Source organism: Sorangium sp. So ce406 (assembly GCF_051474675.1).
In the GTDB taxonomy this organism is placed as follows: Bacteria; Myxococcota_A; Polyangia; order Polyangiales; family Polyangiaceae; genus Sorangium; species Sorangium cellulosum_G.
Genome location: NZ_CP150340.1, coordinates 2,229,312 through 2,249,996 on the forward strand (window position 1 = coordinate 2,229,312; position 20,685 = coordinate 2,249,996).

The 20,685-nt window shown below is 73.4% G+C and carries 11 protein-coding genes; 2 read left to right on the plus strand and 9 right to left on the minus strand.

What is annotated here, in order from left to right; translation table 11 throughout:
* Nucleotides 1-81: 81 nt before the first annotated feature.
* On the plus strand, nucleotides 82-348 hold the full coding sequence (locus tag WME96_RS08300; RefSeq protein ID WP_437289628.1) for a hypothetical protein: 267 nt from the start codon (nucleotides 82-84) through the stop codon (nucleotides 346-348).
* On the opposite strand, the gene WME96_RS08305 is transcribed toward WME96_RS08300, so the two are convergent.
* The 9 genes from WME96_RS08305 to WME96_RS08345 all read right to left on the minus strand — a co-directional run bounded on the left by WME96_RS08305 (nucleotide 343) and on the right by WME96_RS08345 (nucleotide 16,205).
* Nucleotides 343-1,656: a hypothetical protein gene (locus WME96_RS08305; protein ID WP_437289629.1), complete on the minus strand. Its 1,314-nt coding sequence runs from the start codon at nucleotides 1,654-1,656 to the stop codon at nucleotides 343-345. The two genes, WME96_RS08300 and WME96_RS08305, sit on opposite strands and share 6 nt — an antisense overlap.
* Nucleotides 1,657-2,052: 396 nt before the next feature.
* Entirely contained in the window at nucleotides 2,053-3,063 is a 1,011-nt protein-coding gene (locus tag WME96_RS08310) for a PEGA domain-containing protein (RefSeq protein ID WP_437289630.1), read from the minus strand.
* Nucleotides 3,064-4,267: 1,204 nt separating this feature from the next.
* Nucleotides 4,268-5,830 (minus strand): PGRS family protein, encoded by a 1,563-nt coding sequence (locus WME96_RS08315; RefSeq protein ID WP_437289631.1) that lies wholly within the window; start codon nucleotides 5,828-5,830, stop codon nucleotides 4,268-4,270.
* A 60-nt stretch (nucleotides 5,831-5,890) separates the two neighbouring features.
* On the minus strand, nucleotides 5,891-6,931 hold the full coding sequence (locus WME96_RS08320) for a PEGA domain-containing protein (protein ID WP_437289632.1): 1,041 nt from the start codon (nucleotides 6,929-6,931) through the stop codon (nucleotides 5,891-5,893).
* 11 nt (nucleotides 6,932-6,942) lie between these two features.
* Nucleotides 6,943-8,892, minus strand: a complete 1,950-nt coding sequence (locus tag WME96_RS08325; RefSeq protein WP_437289633.1) for a hypothetical protein — start codon at nucleotides 8,890-8,892, stop codon at nucleotides 6,943-6,945.
* Nucleotides 8,882-9,913 carry a hypothetical protein gene (locus tag WME96_RS08330; RefSeq protein WP_437289634.1) on the minus strand — a complete coding sequence of 344 codons (1,032 nt, stop codon included), beginning with the start codon at nucleotides 9,911-9,913 and terminating at the stop codon, nucleotides 8,882-8,884. The genes WME96_RS08325 and WME96_RS08330 overlap by 11 nt, the downstream gene beginning before the upstream one ends.
* Before the next feature lie 306 nt (nucleotides 9,914-10,219).
* Nucleotides 10,220-11,284, minus strand: coding sequence for a tRNA (adenosine(37)-N6)-threonylcarbamoyltransferase complex transferase subunit TsaD (tsaD, locus tag WME96_RS08335; RefSeq protein ID WP_433934683.1), 1,065 nt, complete (start codon nucleotides 11,282-11,284; stop codon nucleotides 10,220-10,222).
* A complete protein-coding gene (locus tag WME96_RS08340; protein WP_437289635.1) occupies nucleotides 11,272-11,868 on the minus strand; it encodes a hypothetical protein in 597 nt (198 codons plus the stop codon). Before WME96_RS08340 ends, tsaD begins: the two co-directional genes overlap by 13 nt.
* On the minus strand, nucleotides 11,865-16,205 hold the full coding sequence (locus WME96_RS08345) for a tetratricopeptide repeat protein (RefSeq protein WP_437289636.1): 4,341 nt from the start codon (nucleotides 16,203-16,205) through the stop codon (nucleotides 11,865-11,867). The genes WME96_RS08340 and WME96_RS08345 overlap by 4 nt, the downstream gene beginning before the upstream one ends.
* A 384-nt stretch (nucleotides 16,206-16,589) precedes the next feature.
* Here WME96_RS08345 and WME96_RS08350 point away from each other — a divergent pair, with 384 nt between their 5' ends.
* The gene (locus tag WME96_RS08350; RefSeq protein WP_437289637.1) at nucleotides 16,590-20,597 is read left to right on the plus strand and encodes a protein kinase domain-containing protein; all 4,008 of its coding nucleotides are present in this window, start codon (nucleotides 16,590-16,592) and stop codon (nucleotides 20,595-20,597) included.
* The last annotated feature ends 88 nt before the right edge of the window (nucleotides 20,598-20,685 follow it).

The window sequence follows — 20,685 nt, forward strand, 5'->3', positions numbered from 1 at the left end:
GGGCAATGGTAAGCCCGCGCACACAGTAGGACGCGGGGGCATATATCGGAGCTGATCGAGGCGTACAAGCTGCTTCCGGGCATGCTGCTCGCCAGAAAATACCGCCTGAGCCGCAAGATCGGGCAGGGCGGCATGGGGGTCGTCTGGGCCGCGACCAACGAGGCGACCGGGCGCGAGGTGGCGCTGAAGGTGATCGCGCGGCCCGACCCGTCGCTGCGGAAGCGGCTCCTGCGCGAGGCGCAGTCGTGCGGCGCGCTTCCCGGGCGCCTGCCGCACGTGGTGGATCGCCGGTCGACACCGAGGCGGAAGACGTCCGCAGGGGTTATGGCGTCGGAGCGCGCGCTATAGAGTCGAGAAGTCCAGCAGGTCGCTGGCCTGCCCCGCATCACCATCGTACGCGTCGCTGCTGCCCTCGCCCCCGGCGCCAGGCGCACCGCGTTGTACGGTGGCGCCGTCGAGGGACGGGAGGGTATCCGGGGTGCCCTGGAAGGCGATGCCGAGGGAATGGCCGCCCTGACCGCCGCCGCCCTTGCCGCCGGTGCCTCCCAGGCCTCCCGGTCCGCCGGCGCAGCCATCCTGCATGCCGTCGATCAGGTCGCCGTTCATATAGCGCCCGCGCATTCCGCCTGTCCCGCCGCTGCCGCCCGGTCCGCCTGTCTGGCCGTCGGAACCATCGCCGCCTTTGCCACCCTTACCGGCGATCAGGAGGACCTCGTGGAACGTGAGCTTTGCGTTGAGGCTCAGCAGGGCGATGCTGGATCCCCCAGGAAAGCCGCCCTTCCCGCCTGCACCGCCGCAACCGCCAGCGCCGCCGTTGCCGCCGCTGGCTCCGCCATTGTTGAGACCAGGACATGAAGTATGCCCGCGGGAGCCGCCGCCACCCCCGCCGCCCTGGGCCGTTTTCCCGATGTTGCCGTCGCGGCCACGTACACCGGTGTACCCGATGCTGGAGAGCTGGCCGATGCCGCGTCCCCCTCCGCCTGGCTCGCCGGGATCACCATTTCTACCTCGCTGGCCGTTGCTGCACGTGTTGCTTGCGACATCGTAGCTGCCAGCGTTGGGATTCGTCATCTCGCCGGGAGAGCCGCTGGTGCCGACGCCCCCGCGGTCGCCGAAGCCGTTCCCGGCCCGCCCGCCGAGCGAGTCATCGGAGGTATCCGGTGTGCCGCAATCATTGGGCAGCGGCGCTGTGGCTGACACGGTCTCCGCCGAGCATGCGTTACCGCCAGGGGGGCCGTCGTTGCCTGGCCCGCGCTGCGCAGGAGGAGCCGCCCCCGAAGCCCCGGGCGCCGCATTGCCCGCCTCGACGGTGCAACGAACCAGAGCGACCTTGCAGCGATCGGCGATCGCCGCAATCGCGGACTTTCCTGCGTCGCTCGGATCAATCTCCGGAGCGAAGATGCGGACATCCTCGAGGCGCACCGTGTCGCCCACAGCGCGCATCGTCAGGGGCACGACGCCGGGCGACGTCGTGAGGACCGTCTTTTTCTCACCATCCCATCGCCAGTTTGCCTTGCAATCAAGCCCACCATGGATGGTCACGCCCGCGCTCACCGTGACTGCTTCCTCGAACGTCTCGGCGCACGCGTACACGCGCCGCGCGGCCTCATCCTCTTTCGTCACGGCGAGCTGGATGGCCTGCGCGAGCGTCTTCACCGGCGCGTCGGGCGTCCCCGCTCCGTCGTCGCTCCCCGTGGCCGACACGAACACCCCGCAGCTCTCGTCAGCTGTCCAGCTCTGCCCGTCGCTGGGCACGCACCCCACCGGCGTCGGCTCTCCGCCTGCGCCGCCGGTCCCAGTTGCGCCGCCGGTCCCAGCTGCGCCGCCTGTCCCCGAGCTGGTCGTCCCTCCGGCGGCCATGCCGCCCGCTCCCCCTGTACCGCCCCCGTTTTCGCTACAGTACATGGGCTTGTGCTCGCAATCATCGTGGAGCGCGAACGGGAAGCAGCCGGCCAGGTCGAGGCTGGCGGCCATGGTCCCGAGGACGAGCAGCGCGGCGGTACGAGCAGTCCGAGGCATCATCCATTCTCCGTCGTCTTGAGGTCACCGTCGTCAGAACGCCCCGCCAACCGAGAGCCCCACGTCGCGGATGCCCACCGTGGGCGTCACCCGCACGCGAGCCTCAGGCTCCGATGGCCGGCTCACGACGCCATAGAGCAACGTCCCGAGGCCGACCGTCCCGGCCCCGACGAAGCTCCAGAACGCCACGTTGCTGTAACGCGCGCTCTCGTCCAGCGCCTCGCTCTGCTGCATGCACGCCGCCGGTCGGGGCGTGTTCGTGCACCCGTTCTGACCTCCGGTGGTCAGATCATTCTTCAGCCGCTCGGCCTCGCCGGCCCTGTTGTTGGCCAGCACCGTGAAGAGCACGCCCGCCGCGGCGCCGACGCCGGTCGCGATCCCACCCCCGACGAGCACCGCCGTCCTCCCGCCCCCCCGCGGCGCCCCGGGCGCCGGCGGGATATCCGGGCCAGCGCCGGCTCGCGCCCCGTCGAGCGCCGGGGCGCGCTTCAGCTCGAGGACCACCGTCTCCGTGCCGCCAGCGGTCGCGGCGACCGGCTGCGCCTGCGGCACGTACCCGTCGAGCTTCGCGCCGACCTCATGCCGGCCCGGATCGAGGAACACGGGATCCGCGAGCGGCGCTCGCCCGACGCTCGCCCCGTCGACCGTCACCTCGGCCCCGTCCGGGGCGACCCGCACGGTGACGGCCGCGACCTGCGCCCGCGCCTCCTGGAGCGACGCCTCCGCGCGCTGCCGCTCCTGGACCTTCGTCGCGGGGACCTCGCGGAGGTAGAGCGTGAGGTACTCGGCCGCGTCGCGGGGCTTGCCCACCCGGAGGGAGGCCACGCCCAGGTTCGAGGCGATCTGGTAGTGCGGCTTGATGGCCCACGCCGCGAGGAACGCCGCATGCGCGTCGTCCCACTTCCCCGCCTTGGCCGCCTTCACCCCGTCCTCGAAGAGCTGGCGCGCCTTGTCCGTCAGCGCGTCGCTCTCCTGCGTCTCGGCCCGAGGGGCCGCCTGCTGTGCACCGGCGACGGGCGCCAGCAAGGGGATGGCTACGCTCAAGGTCCACAGCAGCGGGCGCTTCGTCGTCATGATAAGTCCGGCGTTGCTCAGGGAGCTGCGGTTCAGAAGGTTACCGCAGCACTTTACCCACCCTGGAGCTCGAACCGTACCCCTTCCGAGCGGTGACGGAAGCTTTTGTGGTCCCGTTCCGCACGGGGTGCGATGGTGCAGCGGTGCCGCAGCGTCCCGCGCTGCTGCGGCGACGGCATCGCAGCGGTTCTGCCCGGTGTCGCGCGTGAACGTGAAGAAGAGCGCCCGGAGTGCCGGAGAGGGCGGGTTGCCTCCCTGAGGTCCCGCTCAGATCCCCCATCCCGGCTTCTTTTCCCCCGAGGGCTGCGGCGGCGTTCGCCGGGGGGCTGTGGTGTCGGCCGGGGGGCGGACCCGCGGTTGCGTGCCGGTGGCTGCTGCGGGGGCGTAGATATCGACGGCTGGCGCGCTGGTACTACGCGGAGCCGGCCTGCTGGTAGAGCCCGCAGCCGGCGTGCTCGTGGGACGTGCAGCCGGCGTGCTCGTGGGACCGGGAAGCGGCGAGCTGGTCGGAGCGGGCTCGTGCGCTGCCGCGTCCGCGGCCACGTCCGCGCCCGCGTCCATGACCGGCGCGGGCTCGACGCGAGGTGCAGCGCTCGACGACTCCGAGGGGGGATTGGCAGGGTTTGCGGCGGTCGACGACGGAACGTCGCCGGTCGTCCCGTTTCTGGCGGCAGCGATCTCGGTGGTCGCCTGGGCACCTGTCGGGGAGGGCTGTTCAGCGTACCGGCCGTAGAGCGCTCCCATGGTCACGCCGATCGCGCTGAGCGCGGCGCCCGCGACGATGACCCATGTAGTCCGCGCGGAGGAACGGCGTGAACGGCGTCCGCCGGACGGCTTGGCGGCATCGAGCGCTCCGGTCAGCGTGCCCGCCGAGACGGGATCCACCAGCGACGGCGGGACCGGAGGGAGCGGCCCGGCGGGGGGCGTGCCACCCGGCCCCGGACGCCCTCCGGGCAGGGATGTGGCGGTGCCCGGGACGAAGCCGGCGGGCGGCGGATGGAACGGGCCGTGGGCGTCCGAGATCGAGGTCGTGAACGTCGGCGCGCCCGCGATGCGCGCGAACTCGGCGACCATCTCGCGGACGGTCTTGAACCGGTGGGTCCGGTCGCGGGCCAGCGCCCGGTGGAAGAAGGCGTCGATGGCCGGGGGAGGACCAGACCCAAGCTAACCCTCGCTAGAACTCGAATCTATCAACCTTCGCGCCGCTCGCGCCGGCGTGATTGTCATCGCTGCTGGAGCCGCCAACGCCGGCTGCGCCGAGTTCGAACACTACGCCTTGCAGAACGGGTGCTGTTTCCTGGAATGCGATTCCGATGGAGTGACCGCCGCGTCCTCCGCCGCCTGTACCGCCCTTGCCGCCAGCGCCGCCCGGGCCCCCGTCGCATCCGTGGAGCAGGTTGCTCGACTCCTCAGGGGCTTCCCCCCGCGGGCCGCCCTTTCCTCCGGCTCCGCCGTCCTGTCCAGGGCCACCGTCGCCGCCTTTGCCCCCGTTGCCGGTCCTGATCGTGACGTCATCGAAGGACAGCCCGGAGCGGATACTAATGAGGGCAATGCTCGCGCCGCCCGGACCGCCGCCTCTGCCACCGACCCCGCCACAACCGCCCGCGCCGCCAGAACCTCCGCTGGCACCACCAAGCGGCGGCATACCACTTGGGCACGAACGAGCCGGACTGGTCGTCGTGGTCGGAACACCGCGAGCGCCGCCCCCGCCACCCCCGCCTTGCGCCGTGGTGCCCGGAGTGCCGGGACCGCCGGAAACACCGATGTAACCCTCGGGCGTGATGCTGCCGTCGTCTGCGGCACCGTTGCCCGGCTGGCCGTCGGTACCCATTTCACCTGCCGTGCCGGAGGTACAGGCCGTCGTTCCTTCTTGGCCGTCGCCGCCGTTCAACACAGTACGGCGAGGGCTCCCGTGATCTCCACTGCTACCGTTGGCAGATCGACCCACACCGCCGGCCCCGCCGATGGAGTCATCGGTGTCTTCCGGTGTGCCGCAATCATTCGCTTGAGAGTCGCCGCCGTCGACGGTGCTATCCGTGCACGCATCCTTCCCTGGGTTGCCGTTCGCCCCCGCCCTGGCAGATTTCTCGTACGGCTCTCCGTCGAGCCCAGGTGCCGCATCCCCGGCTTCAAGCGTGCAGTGCCTCAGCTCTACCCGGCTCACGGATTCTGCCACTGCGGCGATCGATGACATCCCTGGCTCCGCCGAGCCACCTTGCGGGATCGACCTTGCTATGACATCGACATTCTCCAGGTGAACGACTTTCTGGCTATTCCGTCCTGTGATCTTCAGCGGGATCGTCCCCGCTGGCGCCGTGATGGTCGTTCGTGTCTTGTCGTCCACCCGTTGCCAGACGAGGCCATCCTCGCCTTTGTCGCATGTGAGGCCACCGTACAGCGTTGTTCCGGCTGGCACCTCGACCGCCCCATCAAATTCCTCGTGGCACGCATACACGCGCTTCGACCTGGCCTCTGCGAGGATGAGCGCTCTCGCAAGAGATTTTACGGGCTTCTGGGATGTGCCGTCGTTGTCGTCGTCACCCTGCCCGTCCGATACGAACACGCCGCAGGTCTCTGCTGCGGTCCAGGTCGCGGGGTCGCTGGGGTCACACCCCCCAGGCGTTGGATTCTCGACAGGAGCCCCATAGTACTTCTCGCTCGAGTCGCCCTGCGGAAACGGAAAGTCGATGCATCCAGCGTGAGTGGCGCCCATGGCCATCGCTGTTAGAAGGACCATGGAAGCGAGGTGGGCACGGCGGCGCATGGTGCAGTCTTCTCCCTGTCGACTCTGGTAAGGTCAAAAAGATCCGCTGGCAGACACCCCGGCCGTGTGCGGCCCCCAGAGGGGCGTCACCTGTACGCTCCGGCTTGGCCCGGTAGATTCCATCGTCACGAGGCCATAGACGAGCGTGCCAATCCCGACCGCTCCGCCCGCCACAAAGCTCCAGAACGCCGAGTTGCTGTGGTCTACCCTGGCGTCCACCGCAGCGCTCAGATCTGCGCACTTCGTCGGATTCACCGCGGGGCATTTCTCCCCTCGTTCATCTTCGGCGATGAGCTCGGCCCTCAGTTGCCTAGCGTCGCTGGCCCGCCCGTTGGCGAGCACCGTGAAGAGCACGCCTGCACCCACGCCGATGCCGGCCACGACGCCACCCCCGACGAGCACCACCGTCCGCACGTTGTCCTGCCGCTGGATTGGCGCCGTCGTCCCCACGGGGCCGGGACCCATCACCACCTGAGGTGCTGGCGTGCGCTCGAGCTGGAGCACCACCTTGTCGGTCCCGCCCGCTGCCGCGACGACTGGTCGTGTCACAGACACGTGCCCGTCGAGCCTCGCGCCGATCTCATGCTTCCCCGGGTCGAGAAACACAGGATCCGCGAGCGGCGCCTTCCCCACGGCCGTCCCGTCGACCGTCACCATGGCCCCTTGCGGCGCCGCCTGCAACGTGACGGACGCGACCTTCGTGAGCGCCTCCCTCAATGAGGCTTCCGCGCTCTGCCGCTCCTTTACCTTGGTGGCAGGCGCCTCGCGAAGATACCGCGTCAGGTACTCTGCCGCTTCGCGGTTCCTGCCCAGCTTCAGGCAGGCCACTCCCAGGTTCGATGCGATCTGGTAATGCGGCTTGATCGCCCACGCCGCGAGGAACGACGCATGCGCATCGGCCCATTTGCCTGCCGCTGCCGCCTGTCGCCCCTCTTCATAGAGCTGTCGCGCCTTGTCCGTCAGCGCGTCGGTCTCCTCGGCGGCGGCCTGCGTGGCCGCCTGCTGTGCGCCGGCCGTCGACGCCATCAACGCCACGGCCACGCCCAAGCCCCACAGCAGCGGACGCTTCGTCATCGTCAGAGTCATCAGAAGTCTGGCTTCCCTTCGGGGAGAGGCGGCTCGGCGGTGCTCGACGCGGGCACCTTACCCCCTCGGGGTTTCGGTTCAAAGCGCCCCGTCGCGGCCCCACCCGCCTTGGTGTTCCTGGTCCGCCCCGATGGCTGCGTCTTCGGCTGCGGCTCGTCCTGCTGCGGCTGCTCTTGCCCCGCCTGCGGCTTCGCTGTCTCTGCCGGCAGCGCCCACGGCGACGGCAGCGCCGTCGCGGAGGGCGCGCCGGTCGCCGCCGCGCCGGTTGCCGCCCCGCTGGCCTCGGTACTCGGCCCCGGCGGCGCTGCGCTCCCCGAGGGCGGCGGCGTCACGTCCGCGCCCGTCGCGTCTGGCACGGCAGGCCCCACCCCGGGAACCCTCTGCGTCACCAGCACAGCGACGGCGCCCGCCACCGCCGCGAAGCCGAGCCCCGCGACGGCCCATATCCACTTCCGCGACGCCGCCGGCTTCTCCACGATGACCGGGATCTCGTCGCGCTCCTCCCCCGCGCCCCCGCCCGGCAACGGCGCCCCGGCCGCCGGCGCGCTCCACGCCCCGCTCGCCGCCATCCCCGCTGCGCCGCCCGCTGGCTGCCCGGAAGCGGCATTCCCCAGGCCCGCCTGCCCCATCCGCACGGGTCCCGTGCTCCCTGCCTCCACCCCCGCCGACAGCGCCGCGCCCCCCAGAAGCTTCTCCGTGTCGATGACCAGCGTCCCCTTCGGTCCGACCTGATGCGCCGCCGACACCGACACCGGCCCGCCCGCCGCCCCCGTCACCCCGAGCCCCGCCGCAGCGCCCGCTCCCGCCTCCGCCAACCCGCCGCCCGCCCTGCCGGGCGCGTGCGCGTCATTCCACCGGAGCCCCACGGCCCGCTGTGACGGCGGCGCCCCCGCCGCCGCCCGCCGATCCATCTCCAGCAGCGCCCCCGCCGGCACCGGTATCGTCGGACCGGCGCCCGCGGCCGCGCCATACCCCCGCGTCGCCCCCGGCGGGGCCGCCCCGCCCTGCTGCGCCGCGAACCGCTCGCGCCACCCGCCGAACTGCGGCTTCTCCTCCAGCTCGCCCTGCGGCCGCGCCCCGAACATCCCCCGCGCGATCTCCCCCTCGTCCTCCGAGACATCCTCGATCCGGAGCAGCACCCCGTTCCGGTCCTCCATCGTGATGTCGCGCTCCCTCACGAACCGCACCGACACCCCACCCGGGATATCCGCCTCGCGGCCGCTCGTGATCGACGTCCACTTGATGTTCGACCGGTACAGCACCGTCGCGATCCTCGCCGCGGCATGCGCGATCGCTCCGAACGGCTCATCGTGCTTGTGCACGATCACCACCCGCTTCGGCGCCGCCCCGTCGTCGACCTTCCAGTCCCACGTCGCGCCGCTCCGCCGCAGGTACGGCAGGTCCCCGTACTCCTCGACGTACCGCTCCAGCACGTGCGCCACCCGCTCCGGCGCGTCCCGCACCGCGGCCACGTACTCGCGGTAGAACATGCCGGCCGACGAGTTGACCTCCGTCGCGTTCATCACGTGCCGGTAGAACGTCGCCGAAGCCTCCAGCAGCGTCGCATACCCGAGGTCCCGATCCACCGCGACGAGCCCGTGCGCGAACGGCGGATTACCCCGCCCGGCGTGGTCGAGCGTCCCGCCGATCCGGAACCCGAAGATGAGACCCACCGCCCCATGCCCGGGCTCGTGCTGCGTGTCGTCGCGCGACAGGTTCCCGATCGCGAACGCATGCGTGGCCCCCGTCGCAGGCTCGATGTACTTCATCAGCCGCGCCAGGTGGCTGAAGTGCGTCGTCGTGAGGGGCCCTTGCGGCACCTCCGGGCAGTACATGAAGTCGATCTGATGCCCCGGGATGTTCCCGTGCAGCACGTGATACCACGGCGCGTCCCCGGGAGCGCGGTACCGCGGGATCACATACCCCGAGGCGCCCTCGCTACCGTACATTGGGCCTGACCTGCTGCGGGAGCGGCTGCGGGAGCTGCGGGGCAGGGAGCTGCGCGGTCCGCGCCAGCGCCGGGTTCGGGCCCATGTCCTGCTTCATCCGCTGCAAGAGCTGCGGGTCATACGCGTTCTTCGGGAGGATCCTCTCCACGAAGTGCGAGAACAGGTGATGCGTGCTGTGCCCGTAGCTCGCCGACCCGACCAGCACCCGAATATCGATGTTGTTCTTGTACCGCTCCAGGCTGTCGATGAGCGGCTTGTAATACCCGCGCGCCTCCTTCTCCACCTCGGCCGGCGTCCCGGACAGAACATCGGACTTGTTGATGAACAGCACGACCGCCTTGCACGACGCCAGCGTCTTCGGGCTGAAGAAGAACTGCAGCGACTGCGCCTGGAACTCCCGGAGCTGCTCCTGGATCCGCGCCGGCTCGAGCTTCTGCCCGTCCTTGCCCGCCAGATCCACGACCATCAAGAGCCCATGGATCTCCTCCATGATGAGCTCCTGCTGGGCGTCCACGATGTGCTCGCCGCCCCAGTCGCCGATCTCGAACACGTGCTCCGTCAGCACCTCTTTCGTGAGCACGTGGCTCACCGTGCGCTCGTAACGCTCGATCTTCGTCCCCTGCAGCGTGCCGAGATCCACGAGCGGATTCGCCCACTTGAGCGTGAGCGACGTCTTGCCGGTCCACTTGATGCCGAGCGTCAGGATCTTGTACCGCTTCTGCGTGATCTTCGGCCGGCTCTCGAGCTCGGCCTTGTACCAGTCGATCTCCTTCTGCTGGGCGTCGAGCCAGTCGACCTTCTGCCGGTCCTCGCTCCTCGCGATGTCGAGCGCCTGCTGGACCTGCCCGAACTGCGCCCGCATCTGATCGAGCTGGCTCTTGGCCTGCCGGAGCGCCTCGATGTGCTGGTTCGCGTCCTGGAGCTGCCGCCTGAGCTGCGTGGCCTGCATTAGCAGGAACACGGCGCCTGCGCCGCACGCCACCGCAATCAACCCGAGCACGATCGGTAGAACAACCTGCATGGCTTACAATCCTCGCGCCCCGCCGGGCGGCTCTCCCAAGCTGGCCTGTCCCGTGCGGCCGGAAGAACGGCCAGCGCGGGCCGACCTGTATCCTGAGATCTCATCAGACCACGGCTCGCCGCAGCGTACAAGTCCGAGGTAATCCCCGCCACGAGCCATCCCTGCACCGCCCCGCATGGCCCCACACACCGCAGCCTCACAGAGCTCCCATCCCGCAGCACCCGCGAGGATCCCAGCCCTGCAGCCCACGCCGCCTCTCCGGCCCACGCCGCCTCTCCGCCAAGCCCCGCTACCGGCCTCTCCCGCTCACCGCGGGCCGCCGCCCTTGCGGGTCACCCGCGGCAGCGCTGTCCTCGTCTCCGGCGCGAGATCCAGCGTGTCCCGCTCCCCGGCCGCGAGCCGCAGCGCGCCCGCATACGCGATCATCGCCCCGTTGTCCGTGCAGCTCGCGAACGGCGGGACGAACAGCGCGAGCCCCCGCCGCGCGCACGCCGCCGCCATCTTCGCCCGGAGCCCCCGGTTCGCGGCGACGCCCCCCGCCAGCACCACCCGCTCGACCCCCTCGGACCGCGCCGCCCGCACCGTCTTCTGCACGAGCGCGTCGACCACCGCCCCCTGGAACGCCGCGCACAGGTCGTTCAGCGCCTGCCCCTCCGGCCGCCCCCGCTTCGCCACGTGGCGCGCCACCGCGCTCTTGATGCCCGAGAAGCTGAACTCCAGCGACTCCTTGCGCGCCATCACCGCGGGCACCGCCTCCGCCGCGGCCGCCGCGTCCCCCTCGGCCGCGAGCCGGTCGACCACCGGGCCGCCCGGATACCCGAGGCCGAGCAGCTTCGCCACCTTGTCGAACGCCTCGCCCGCCGCGTCGTCGCGCGTCGCGCCGAGCTCCCGGATCGCGCCGAGCGAAGGCCCGTCCACCCGGTAGATCGCCGTGTGCCCGCCCGAGGCGAGCAGCGCCACGTACGGGAACGCCGGCCGCTCCTCCGGCGCGGGCGCACCGTCCCGCCGCAGGAACACCGCGAGCAGGTGCCCGACGAGGTGATCCACGCCGACCAGCGGCTTGCCCGCCGCCCACGCCAGCCCCTTCGCCGCCTGCAGGCCGACGAGCAGCGCGCCGGCGAGCCCCGGCCGCGACGTCACCGCCACGCCGTCGAGGTCCGCCGCCGCCACGCCCGCGCGCGCCAGCGCCTCGCGCACGACCGGGACCACCGCGCGCGCATGATCGCGCGCCGCGACCTCGGGCACGACGCCCCCGTACGGCGCGTGCAGCGCCACCTGGCTGCGCACGACGTCCGAGAGGACGTCGCCGCCCTCGGTCACCACCGCCGCCGCCGTCTCATCGCACGATGTCTCGATCCCTAGAACCCGCATGTCCCCGTCCGCCGCGTCAGCCTGAAGTTGCCGAACACCTGCCGCTGCCCCGCCGCGGGCGCCTCGCCCGAAGGGAGCGGCGCCTGGCCCGGCCGGAGCAGCCGGACCTCCACCGACTCGTCCGTGCGCAGCGACAGGATCGCCAGCAGCGACTCCGCCCCCGGATCCGACGCGCTGACCGCGTAGATCGCGTTGCGCTCCCGGCCCTCCCCGAACTCCAGCCGCGACAGCGGATCGTGCGCGAGCGCGCCGATCGGCCGGAGCGGCGCGCCGTCGAGGAGGCGCCGCTCGGGCATCGCGGCGTCGGGCGCCTCGTAGGTCCACAGCGCGCCCGGCGGCTCCGGGCCGTCGAGCGCGTCCGCGTCGAGCGACAGCCGCATCTGCACCCGCGGGCTCAGGCCGGCGCGGAACGCGCCGCCCAGCGTGACCGCGCCGCAGTAGGATTCGCCCTCGGCCGTCGAGAACCGGCTCACGTCGTCGCAGCCGGCCGCCCCGCCCGCGGTGATCGCGCCGGCGAGGACGAGGAAGCGGGGCGCGAGCCGCAGCGCGACGCGCCGCGACCCGGGCAGGGCGCCGCTGCTCAAGGCGCGGCGCTCCGCATCAGCTCGACCGCGGCCTGGCGCACGCGCGGCTCGGGGTCGCGCGCCGCGAGCTGCTTGAGCACTGGCGCCGCCGCCGCGCGGTCCGCCGAGGCCAGGGCGCGCGCCGCCGCCTCGCGGACCAGGGCGTACGCGTCCGAGCGCGCGGCGGCGCCGAGCGTCTCCGCGACCTGGCTCGGCCTGCCCGCGCCCGCGCCGGCCCCGCCCGCGCCCGGCGCGCCGAGCCGGCCCAGCGCCTCGGCCGCGCGCACGCGCAGCGGCCAGCTCGACGAGCTCCGCAGCAGCCCCGAGACCGCCGCGATCGTCGGCCCGTGTTTCACCGCGCCGAGCGCCGACAGCGCCGCCCGCCGCACGCTCTCCTCCGGATCGCCGAGCGCGTCGACCACCGCGGCCTGCGCTTCCGGCTCGGGCCGGGTCGCGAGCAGCTCGACCGCGCGCGTGCGCACCTCGATCGCCGGGTGCCGCACGAGCGCCACGAACCCGCCCACGACCGCGGCCGCGATCCCCTCCACGGCGGCCTCCACCTGCTTCTTCAGCTCCGGGGCGAGCTCTGCCCGCCCGTCCGTGAACGGCGCGAGCCCGAGCGCCACGCCGCCTCCGGCGCGCTCGCCTCCGGCCCCGGTCGCGCCCGCGCCGCGCGCGACGTCGGGGACGTGGCGCGCGCCGCGCGACAGGATCGCGTCGGCGACGACAAGCGCCCGCTCCGGCGACGTCGCCACCGCGGCGACAGCGGCCCTCTGGAGCGCCGGGCCGAGCGCCACGAGCGCCGCCGCGCGGTCCTCGGGGCCGAACGGGTCCGGATCGAGCCCCGCCAGCACGTCCTTCACCGTCAGCGTCCCGTCCGGCACGGGCAGCGGCTCGCGCGTGCGCGGGTACACCCGCCGCGTGAGCGCGACCGCCGCCGACACCGCGGCCGCGCGCAGCCCCTCGTCCGACGAGAACGCGCCGGCCGCGATCGCCTGCGCGGCCCCTCCGGCGGCGAGCGCCTCCGCTTCGCCCGTACCGCTGCCGCCCTTCGGCCCGGCGCCGCTGCCGCTGCCCAGGCGCGCGAGCGTGATCAGCGCCGCGCGGCGGAGCTCCGGCTCGCTCGAGTCGGCGAGCGACATGAACAGCGCGGGCCCCTCGCCGCCGCCCCCGAGCTCGCCCAGCGCTCTCACCGCCGCCGCGCGGGGGATCGAGCCGGCCTCGGGCGCCCTAGCGACGGCGGACAGCGCCGCGGCGTGCTTGCGGTCGTGCGTCAGCCCGAGGCCGACCGCGGCGAGCGCCCGCACCTCCGGCGCCGGCGACGACAGGAGCCGCGCGAGCAGCGCCTCCGCCCTCGCCGCGGGCCGGCCGCCGCCCGCCGCGAGCCGCGCCACGCCCCAGGTCGCCGCGACAGCGACAGCGTCGTTCGGCAGCACGCTCGCCGCCGCGTCCCTCGGCGCGAGCATCTGCTCGTAGCGCTCCAGCATCGCCGGGTCGCGCAGCGCGCCGCACGCGATCATCGCGCGGGCGCGCAGGCCCTTGTCCGCCTGCCCGATCGCGAAGTTGTAGAGCGCAGGCCCGGCGCTCTTGTTCTCGACGTACGCCAGCACCTCGATCGCGATCTTCTGCTGCGACTCCTTCTCGTCGGCGAGCGCGTCGAGCAGCGGCTTCACGGCGCGCGCGCCGATCTTCGCGAGCTCCGCCCGCGCGCCCGCGCTCGCCCCGCGGCCCTCGGCGCGGACCTTCTGCATCAGCGGCAAGGTCATCGCCCCGTACAGCTCCACGAGCAGCCGCCGGTAGAGCGGCTTCTGCGGGTTGCCGACCGCGACCGGCAAGAGCTCGCGCTCGAGCACCTCGAGCGAGCCCCGGCCGAGGTTCACCTGCATCGACATCCGCGCCGCGCGCGCGACGAGCTCCTCGTCGTTCGACGCGCGCACCACCCGCCGGAAGAGCCGGTCGGCCTCGTCGGACTGCCCCGCGGTGAGCAGCAGCTCGGCCAGGTCGAAGTACACAGGGAACAGCCGGTCGTTCTTCGCGAGCGCCTGCCGGTACTCCGCGATCGCGCGCGGGAAGTCCTGGCGCCGCCGGTACATGTCGCCGAGCTTCTGGTGGCCGCTCGCGTCCTCGGGCGACAGCTCGACGGCCCGCGCGGCGTACCGGATCGCGTCGTCGTCGCGGTAGAGCTCCGCGGCGTACTGCGCCATGCGCTGGTAGAACTCGCGGGCGCGCTTCGGGTTCACCTCGACGAGCTTGCCGAGCACGTCGATGGCGCCGAGGAGGTTCTGCTGGAGCACGAGCACGCGCTCCAGCGCGAGCAGCGAGTCCTCGTCGCCAGGCGCGGCCTGGACGAGCCTCCGGAGCGTGGCCTCGGCGTCGGGCAGCCGGTGCAGCTTGCGCTGCACCTCGGCGAGCAGCCGCCCCGCGTCCAGATCGGGCGGGCTCGCGTTGAACCGCGCGGCGAGCGGTGCGACGCGGCTCGGCAGCTCGCGGGTGAGCGACCACAGGCTGACGATGTGCGTCCGCGCCTCGCGCGCGAGCAGCTTGTCGTTGCCCGCGCCGGCGAGGAGCTGCTCCCAGAGCTCGCGCGCCTCGACGTAGCGCGGCCCCGCGTTGCCGAGCGAGCTCGCCGTGCGCTCCAGCGCGATCGCCAGCGCCTTCTTGTAACGGCTGTTCGCGGGCTCGAGCTGCGCGGCCTCCCGGAGCGAGGCGAGCGCCTCCGCCACCATGTCGTGGTCGAGGTACACCTCGCCGAGGGTGGCCGCGGCGCGCGCCCGGTTCGGCACGACCTGCTTGATGCGCGCCCACGTCTCGAGCGCCTTCTTCTTGTCGCCCGCCTGGAAGTACCTGTCGCCGAGGTCGACGAGGTGGCTCGGATCGCCGCCCCCGGCCGCCGCGAGCCGCTGGAGCACCCGCAGGGCCCGGTCCTTCTCCTCGACCCGCTCGTAGAAGTCGGCGACGGCAGCGAGCGTCTCGGGCTCGTTCGCGACGCGCCCCTCGAGCTGGGTGAGCAGGGCGAGCGCCTTGGGCCGGTCGCCCCGCTGGATGAGCGTCTCGCACAGCTCGAACACGAAGTCCGCGTTGCTCGGGGCCGCCTTGATCAGCAGCTCGTACTCGCGGATCGCCGTGTCGAGGTCGCCGGCGGTCTGGAGCAGGTGCACGAGCCGGAGCCGCGTGTCGATGTGCTTGCCGTCGAGCGCGAGCGCCCTCCTGTAGATCGCGATCGCCTTCTCGACGTCGCCGGTCTCCTCGTACAGCGCGCCCAGGGTGGCGAGCCGCTGGAAGTCCTGCCCGCGCTCGGCCTCGAGGATCGCGATGAGCTCCGCGAGCTTCCCCTCGGCGCGGAACGCGTCGGTCATGATGAGCAGGATCTCGGCCCGCACGCCCGCGGCGCTGCCGGCGATGGCGAACGCCCGCTTCAGCACGGCCATCGCCTCGTCCATCTTCTTCTGCCGGGCGAGCGACTGCCCGAGGTCGCGCAGCGCCGGCGCGAGCGCGCGGTTGTCGCCGGCCGCGGACTTCACGAGCTCGCGGAACTCGGCCTCGGCGCGCGCGTGGTGCCCGCGCGCGGCGAGCTCGCGCCCGAGCTCCGCCTTCACGAAGAGCGAGCCCTGCGCGTTCTTCACGAGCGCGTCGTGCTGTGCCTTGGCCCCCTGGAAATCCGAGAGGTCGAGGCAGAGCGCGAGCAGCGTGCGCCGGGTCTGCTCGACGTCCGCGGGCACCTTGAGCAGCGGCAGCGCCTTCTCGTAGTGCGCCCGCGCGCGGGCCTTGTCGCCGCGGTCGGCCTCGAGCTGGGCGAGCGCCATCATCGCCGCCGGGTCCTGCGGCCGGTCGGCGATGGCGGCCTCGTACGTCTTGATGGCGTCGTCGTAGCGCCCGTCCTGCTTGTAGATGCCGGCGAGCACGACCTTGGAGGCCCAGGCGTCGGCGCCGGGCTGCGCCGCGCGGCGCTCGAACTCCTCGGCGAGCTTCTTCAGGTTCCCGTCGCGCTCGCGGTAGAGCTGGGCGAGGCGCTGGAGCGGGAACGGCGCGCTCGGCTGGCTCATGACGATCGCCGTGTAGCGTGCGATCAGCGCGTCGTTCGACGGGCCGCTCCGCTTCCCATCGCCGGCCTCGGGCGCCTCGGGCTTCGTCTGCGGCTGCTCGGCGGGCTGCGGCCGCGGTCCGGGCTTCGGCCGCGGTCCGGGCTGCGGCCTGGCGGCGGCGCCCGGCTTGCTGCCGCCGGCCTTCGGGGGCTTCGGCTTGGGCCGCTTGCCGCGGCCGGACGGATCGAAGTCCGCGGCCTCGGCGTGCGGGATCGCGAGCGTCGCGGCCGCGGGGATCAGGACCGCGAGGCAGCCGGCCAGAACGTGGGAACGCACCGGGGTAGGGTAGATCGACGGTGCGCGGGGGGCCACGCGAGCGGGGGCGGGGGCTCGACAGGGCGCGCGATCCGGGGGACGGTCGCCAGGCGGGTAGGCTCGGCAGGTGGCTCCTGCCACCCCGGCGGAGCGCTTGATGGGCAGAATGCGGCCGGGGACAGCCGCCTGTGCTCTCAGGTTCCTCAGGTTCAACGAAAGCAAGGCCTGCTCCTGCGAGCCGCTCGACAGACCTTCCACAGAGCCTGTCGTCGTTGCCTCGCTCACAGCAACATTTGCTGTCTGGAAAGCTCCGGGTTCTGGCTATCCTGGGCCACTGCGATGGGCTCGCGACGCGCTGCACAGGCGAGCGATGCGGCTCCCTGAGCCGCGGCGGGGGTGGTGCTGATGCTTGCAGGGGACCTCGTCGGCAACCGCTTCGAGATCGAGGGGCATGCCACCGCCGGCGGCATGGCGCAGATCTTCCGCGCCCGCGATCGCCTCACGGGCGAGCCGGTGGCGCTGAAGGTCCTCCAGCGCAGGGGCCCCCAGGAGACGCACCGCTTCCTCCGGGAGGCCCACGCGCTCGCCGCGCTCCGTCACCCCGGCATCGTCGGGTACGTCGCCCACGGCACGACCGCGGGCGGCGACCCCTACCTCGCCATGCAGTGGCTCTCCGGCGAGACCCTCGCCGAGCGCTTCCTCCGCGAGCCGCTCACCGTCCCCGAGAGCCTCGCGCTCGGCGTGCGCGTCGCGTCCACCCTCGGCGCCCTCCACCGGCTCGGCATCGTCCACCGCGACCTCAAGCCGAGCAACCTCCTGCTCGTCGGCGGCTCTGTCGACGAGGTCACCCTCCTCGACTTCGGCGTCGCGCACGTCGCCGAGGCCGGCCAGGAGCTCACCATGCCCGGCGTCATGCTCGGCACCCCCGGCTACATGGCCCCCGAGCAGGCGCGCGGCGAGGTCGCCATCGACGCCCGCGCCGACGTCTTCGCCCTCGGCTGCGTCCTCTACCGCTGCCTCACCGGCCGGCCCCCGTTCGTCGGCAACGACAGCCTCTCCGTGCTCGTGAAGGTCCTCCTCGAGGAGCCCCCGCGGCTCCGGGAGCTCCGCGGCGAGATCCCCGCCGCGATCGACGACCTGGTCTTCCGCATGCTCGCGAAGGCCCCGCGCGACCGCCCCCGCGACGGCGCGGCCGTGGCCGCCGAGCTCTCGTCGCTCGGCGATCTCGCGCCCGGCTCGCGGCGCGTGCCCTTGCCCCTCGGCGGCCCGACCCCCGAGCTCACGACCGGCGAGCGCCGGATGATCTGCCTCCTCCTCGCCCGCGACGGCGCGCTCGACAGCGACGCGACCCGGTCCGAGGGCGAGGACGCGCTCCGGGTGCGCGCGCTCAGCGCCCTCGCCGAGCGCCACCAGGGCCGCCTCGAGATCATCGAGTCGCGCTCGCCCGTCGTCGTGCTGTCCGGCGCCGTCGCGCCGACCGATCTCGCCGCCCGCGGCGCGCGCTGCGCGCTGGCCATGCAGGTGCTGCTCGGCGGCGCGCCCGTCGCGCTGGTCGCGGGGCGCACCGAGATCTCCGCCCGCTCCCCGATCGGCAAGCTCATCGATCAGGCCGCCGCGCTCCTCGCGGGCGACGCGGCGCGGCCCGGCGTCGTCCGCATCGACGAGGTCACGGCCGGCCTGCTCGGCGCGCGGTTCGACGTCGGCGCCGACCAGGCCGGCCACCTCCTGCGCGGCGAGCGCGACGACCTCGAGGCCGTGCCGCGCCTGCTCGGCAAGCCCACGCCGTGCGTCGGCCGCGACCGTGAGCTGTCCCTCCTCGAGGCGACGTTCGTCCAGTGCATCGAGGAGCAGACGCCCTCCGCGGTGCTTGTCACGGCCCCCGCCGGCCTGGGCAAATCGCGCCTGCGGAGCGAGCTGCTCCGGCGCCTCCGGGCGCGCGGCGAGCCGATGGAGGTCTGGATCGCGCGCGGCGACCCGATGAGCGCCGGCTCCGCCTTCGGGCTGCTGGCGCAGGTGCTCCGGCGCGCGCTCGGCGTCGCCGACGGCGCGCCCGCCGCGGCGGTGCAGCGCAGGATCCGCGAGCGCCTCGCGCGCCACGGCGAGGACGGCGAGCGCATGGCGCCCTTCCTCGGCGAGATCGTGGGGGCGCCCTTCCCGGACGAGGCGAGCGAGGCGCTCCGGGCGGCGCGCCGGAGCTCCATGCTCATGGGCGACCAGCTCCACCTCGTCTGGGAGGAGTTCCTGCGGGCCGAGTGCGCCGCGCAGCCGGTGCTGCTCGTCCTCGAGGACATGCACTGGGGCGACCTGCCCACGGTCGCCATGATCAACAGCGCCCTCCGCAACCTGCGCGACGCGCCGTTCATGGTGCTGGCGCTCGGCCGGCCCGAGGTGCGCGAGATGTTCCCGAAGCTGTGGGCCGGCCGCGGCGTGCAGGAGGTGGAGCTCACGGGGCTCTCGCGCCGCGCGAGCGAGCGGCTCGTGCGCCAGGCGCTCGGCAGCGCCGTCTCCGAGGGCGTCGTCGCCACGCTGGTCGAGCGCGCCGACGGCAACGCCTTCTTCCTGGAGGAGCAGATCCGCGCCGCCGCGGACGGCCGGGGCGCCGCGCTGCCGGAGACGGTGCTCGCGATGGTGCAGGCGCGGCTCGAGGCGCTCGATCCCGAGGCGCGGCGCGTCCTCCGGGCGGCGAGCGTCTTCGGCCAGAGCTTCCGCTCCCGCGGCGTCGCCGCGCTGCTCGGCGGCGCCGACGCCGAGGTGGGCGACCGGCTCGCCGAGCTCGTCGAGCGCGAGGTCATCGTCCCGCGGCGACAGCCCGGCCGGGGCGGCGCGCGCGGCGCCGGCCTCCTCTCGTCGACATCCGCGCGCGGGATGGCCGCCGACGCCGAGGCCCGCGAGGCGCCGCCGGTCAGCGACGGCGACGCGAGCGAGCAGGGCCCGCCGAGCGAGGCGGGCGCGGACGAGCCCGAGTACAGCTTCCGGCACGGGCTCGTCCGCGAGGCGGCGTACGGGGCGCTCACCGACTACGACCGGAAGCTCGGCCACCGGCTCGCGGGCGAGTGGCTGGAGGGGGAGGGGAAGCGCGACGCGGCGGAGCTCGCGGAGCACTTCGAGCGCGGCGCCGAGCCGGGGCGGGCGGCGGCGTGGTACCGGCGCGCGGCCGAGCAGGCGCTGCGCGGCAACGATCTCCTCGCCGCGATCGGCCACGCCGGGCGCGGCCTCGCGTGCGGCGCGTCCGGCGCCGAGGCGGGCGGGCTGCTCCTCGTCGAGGCCGAGGCCCGCGTCTGGCGCGGCGATTTCGCGGCGGCCGAGCAGCGCGCGCTCGAGGCGGCCGCGCTCTTCGAGCCCGGCTCGCCGTCCTGGTACTCCGCGGTCACCGAGGTGATCATGGCCGCCGGCAAGCAGGGCGCCCTCGACCGCGTCGAGTCCTGGGTGACGGCGGCGCGCGGCGCGTCGCCCCAGGGCGGCGCGCTGACCAGGAGGGACATCTGCCTCGTCGAGGGGGCCCACTGGCTCGTCTTCGGCGGCCGCTACGCCGCGGCGGACGGGATCATCGAGGCGCTCGAGCGCAGCGAGGCGGAGGGCCGGCTGCTCGACGTCGAGGTGCTCGCCAGGCTCTACGAGGCGCGCGCCATCCGCGCGATGACCTCCGGCGACCCCGGCGCCTGCCTCGAGGGCGTCGAGGCGGCGCTCGCGGTGTTCGAGCGGAGCGGCGATCGCCGCAACGCCTGCTCGCTGCGGGTGAACCTCGGCGCCATCACCATGGAGCTCGGCGACTACGACGGGGCCGAGGCCGCGCTTCGCTCCGCGCTGCGCGCGGCGGAGCAGATGGAGCTCACGGACCTCGCCGCGTTCACCCGCAGCAACCTGGGGAGCGTGATGATCGCCCGCGGCGATCTCGACGAGGCCCGCCGGCTGGAGGCGGAGGCGATCGCGACGTTCCAGCGGCTGGGCGATCCGAGGGCCGAGGGGGTCGCCCGCGCCTACCTGGCGAAGGCGGCGCTGCTCGCCGGGGATCTCGCCGCCGCCGAGGCCGAGGCCCTCGCAGCGGCGGAGCTCCTGCAGAGCGCGCCGCCGCTGCGCGCCGCGGCGTGGGCCCTCTCCGCGCGCGTGCTGCTCCGGAAGGGCCGCGCCGACGAGGCGCTCGCGCTGTCCGGCGAGGCGCTCTCCCTGCTCGAGTCGCTCGGCGCCGTCGAGGAGGGCGAGTCGCTGATCCGGCTCGTCCGCGCCGAGGCCCTCTTCGCGAGCGGCCAGCAGGCCGAGGCGCTCGCCGCGATCGCGAAGGCGCGCCGCAGCGTGCTCTCCCGCGCCGCGCAGATCTCGAATCCTCGCTTACGGGACCGGTTCCTCTCCGCGCTCGACAACGGCGAGACGCTCGCGCTCGCGGCGCGGTGGCTCGGCGAACACGAATCGCCGTAATCCGGTGATCGGCCGTACGTAGGATTCCCTGCTTGCGGCTCTCCCGGAGTCCGCAGGAGGCCCACGAGCGCGCCTGTCCTACTGCTCT

Excerpts from the sequence above, each read along its gene's own strand:
- WME96_RS08315 (WP_437289631.1), bottom strand. The coding sequence starts at position 5,830 with ATGGTCCTTCTAACAGCGATGGCCATGGGCGCCACTCACGCTGGATGC.
- WME96_RS08325 (WP_437289633.1), bottom strand. The coding sequence starts at position 8,892 with ATGTACGGTAGCGAGGGCGCCTCGGGGTATGTGATCCCGCGGTACCGC.
- WME96_RS08330 (WP_437289634.1), bottom strand. The coding sequence starts at position 9,913 with ATGCAGGTTGTTCTACCGATCGTGCTCGGGTTGATTGCGGTGGCGTGC.
- WME96_RS08350 (WP_437289637.1), top strand. The coding sequence starts at position 16,590 with ATGCTTGCAGGGGACCTCGTCGGCAACCGCTTCGAGATCGAGGGGCAT.
- WME96_RS08320 (WP_437289632.1), bottom strand. The coding sequence starts at position 6,931 with ATGACGAAGCGTCCGCTGCTGTGGGGCTTGGGCGTGGCCGTGGCGTTG.
- tsaD (WP_433934683.1), bottom strand. The coding sequence starts at position 11,284 with ATGCGGGTTCTAGGGATCGAGACATCGTGCGATGAGACGGCGGCGGCG.
- WME96_RS08300 (WP_437289628.1), top strand. The coding sequence starts at position 82 with ATGCTGCTCGCCAGAAAATACCGCCTGAGCCGCAAGATCGGGCAGGGC.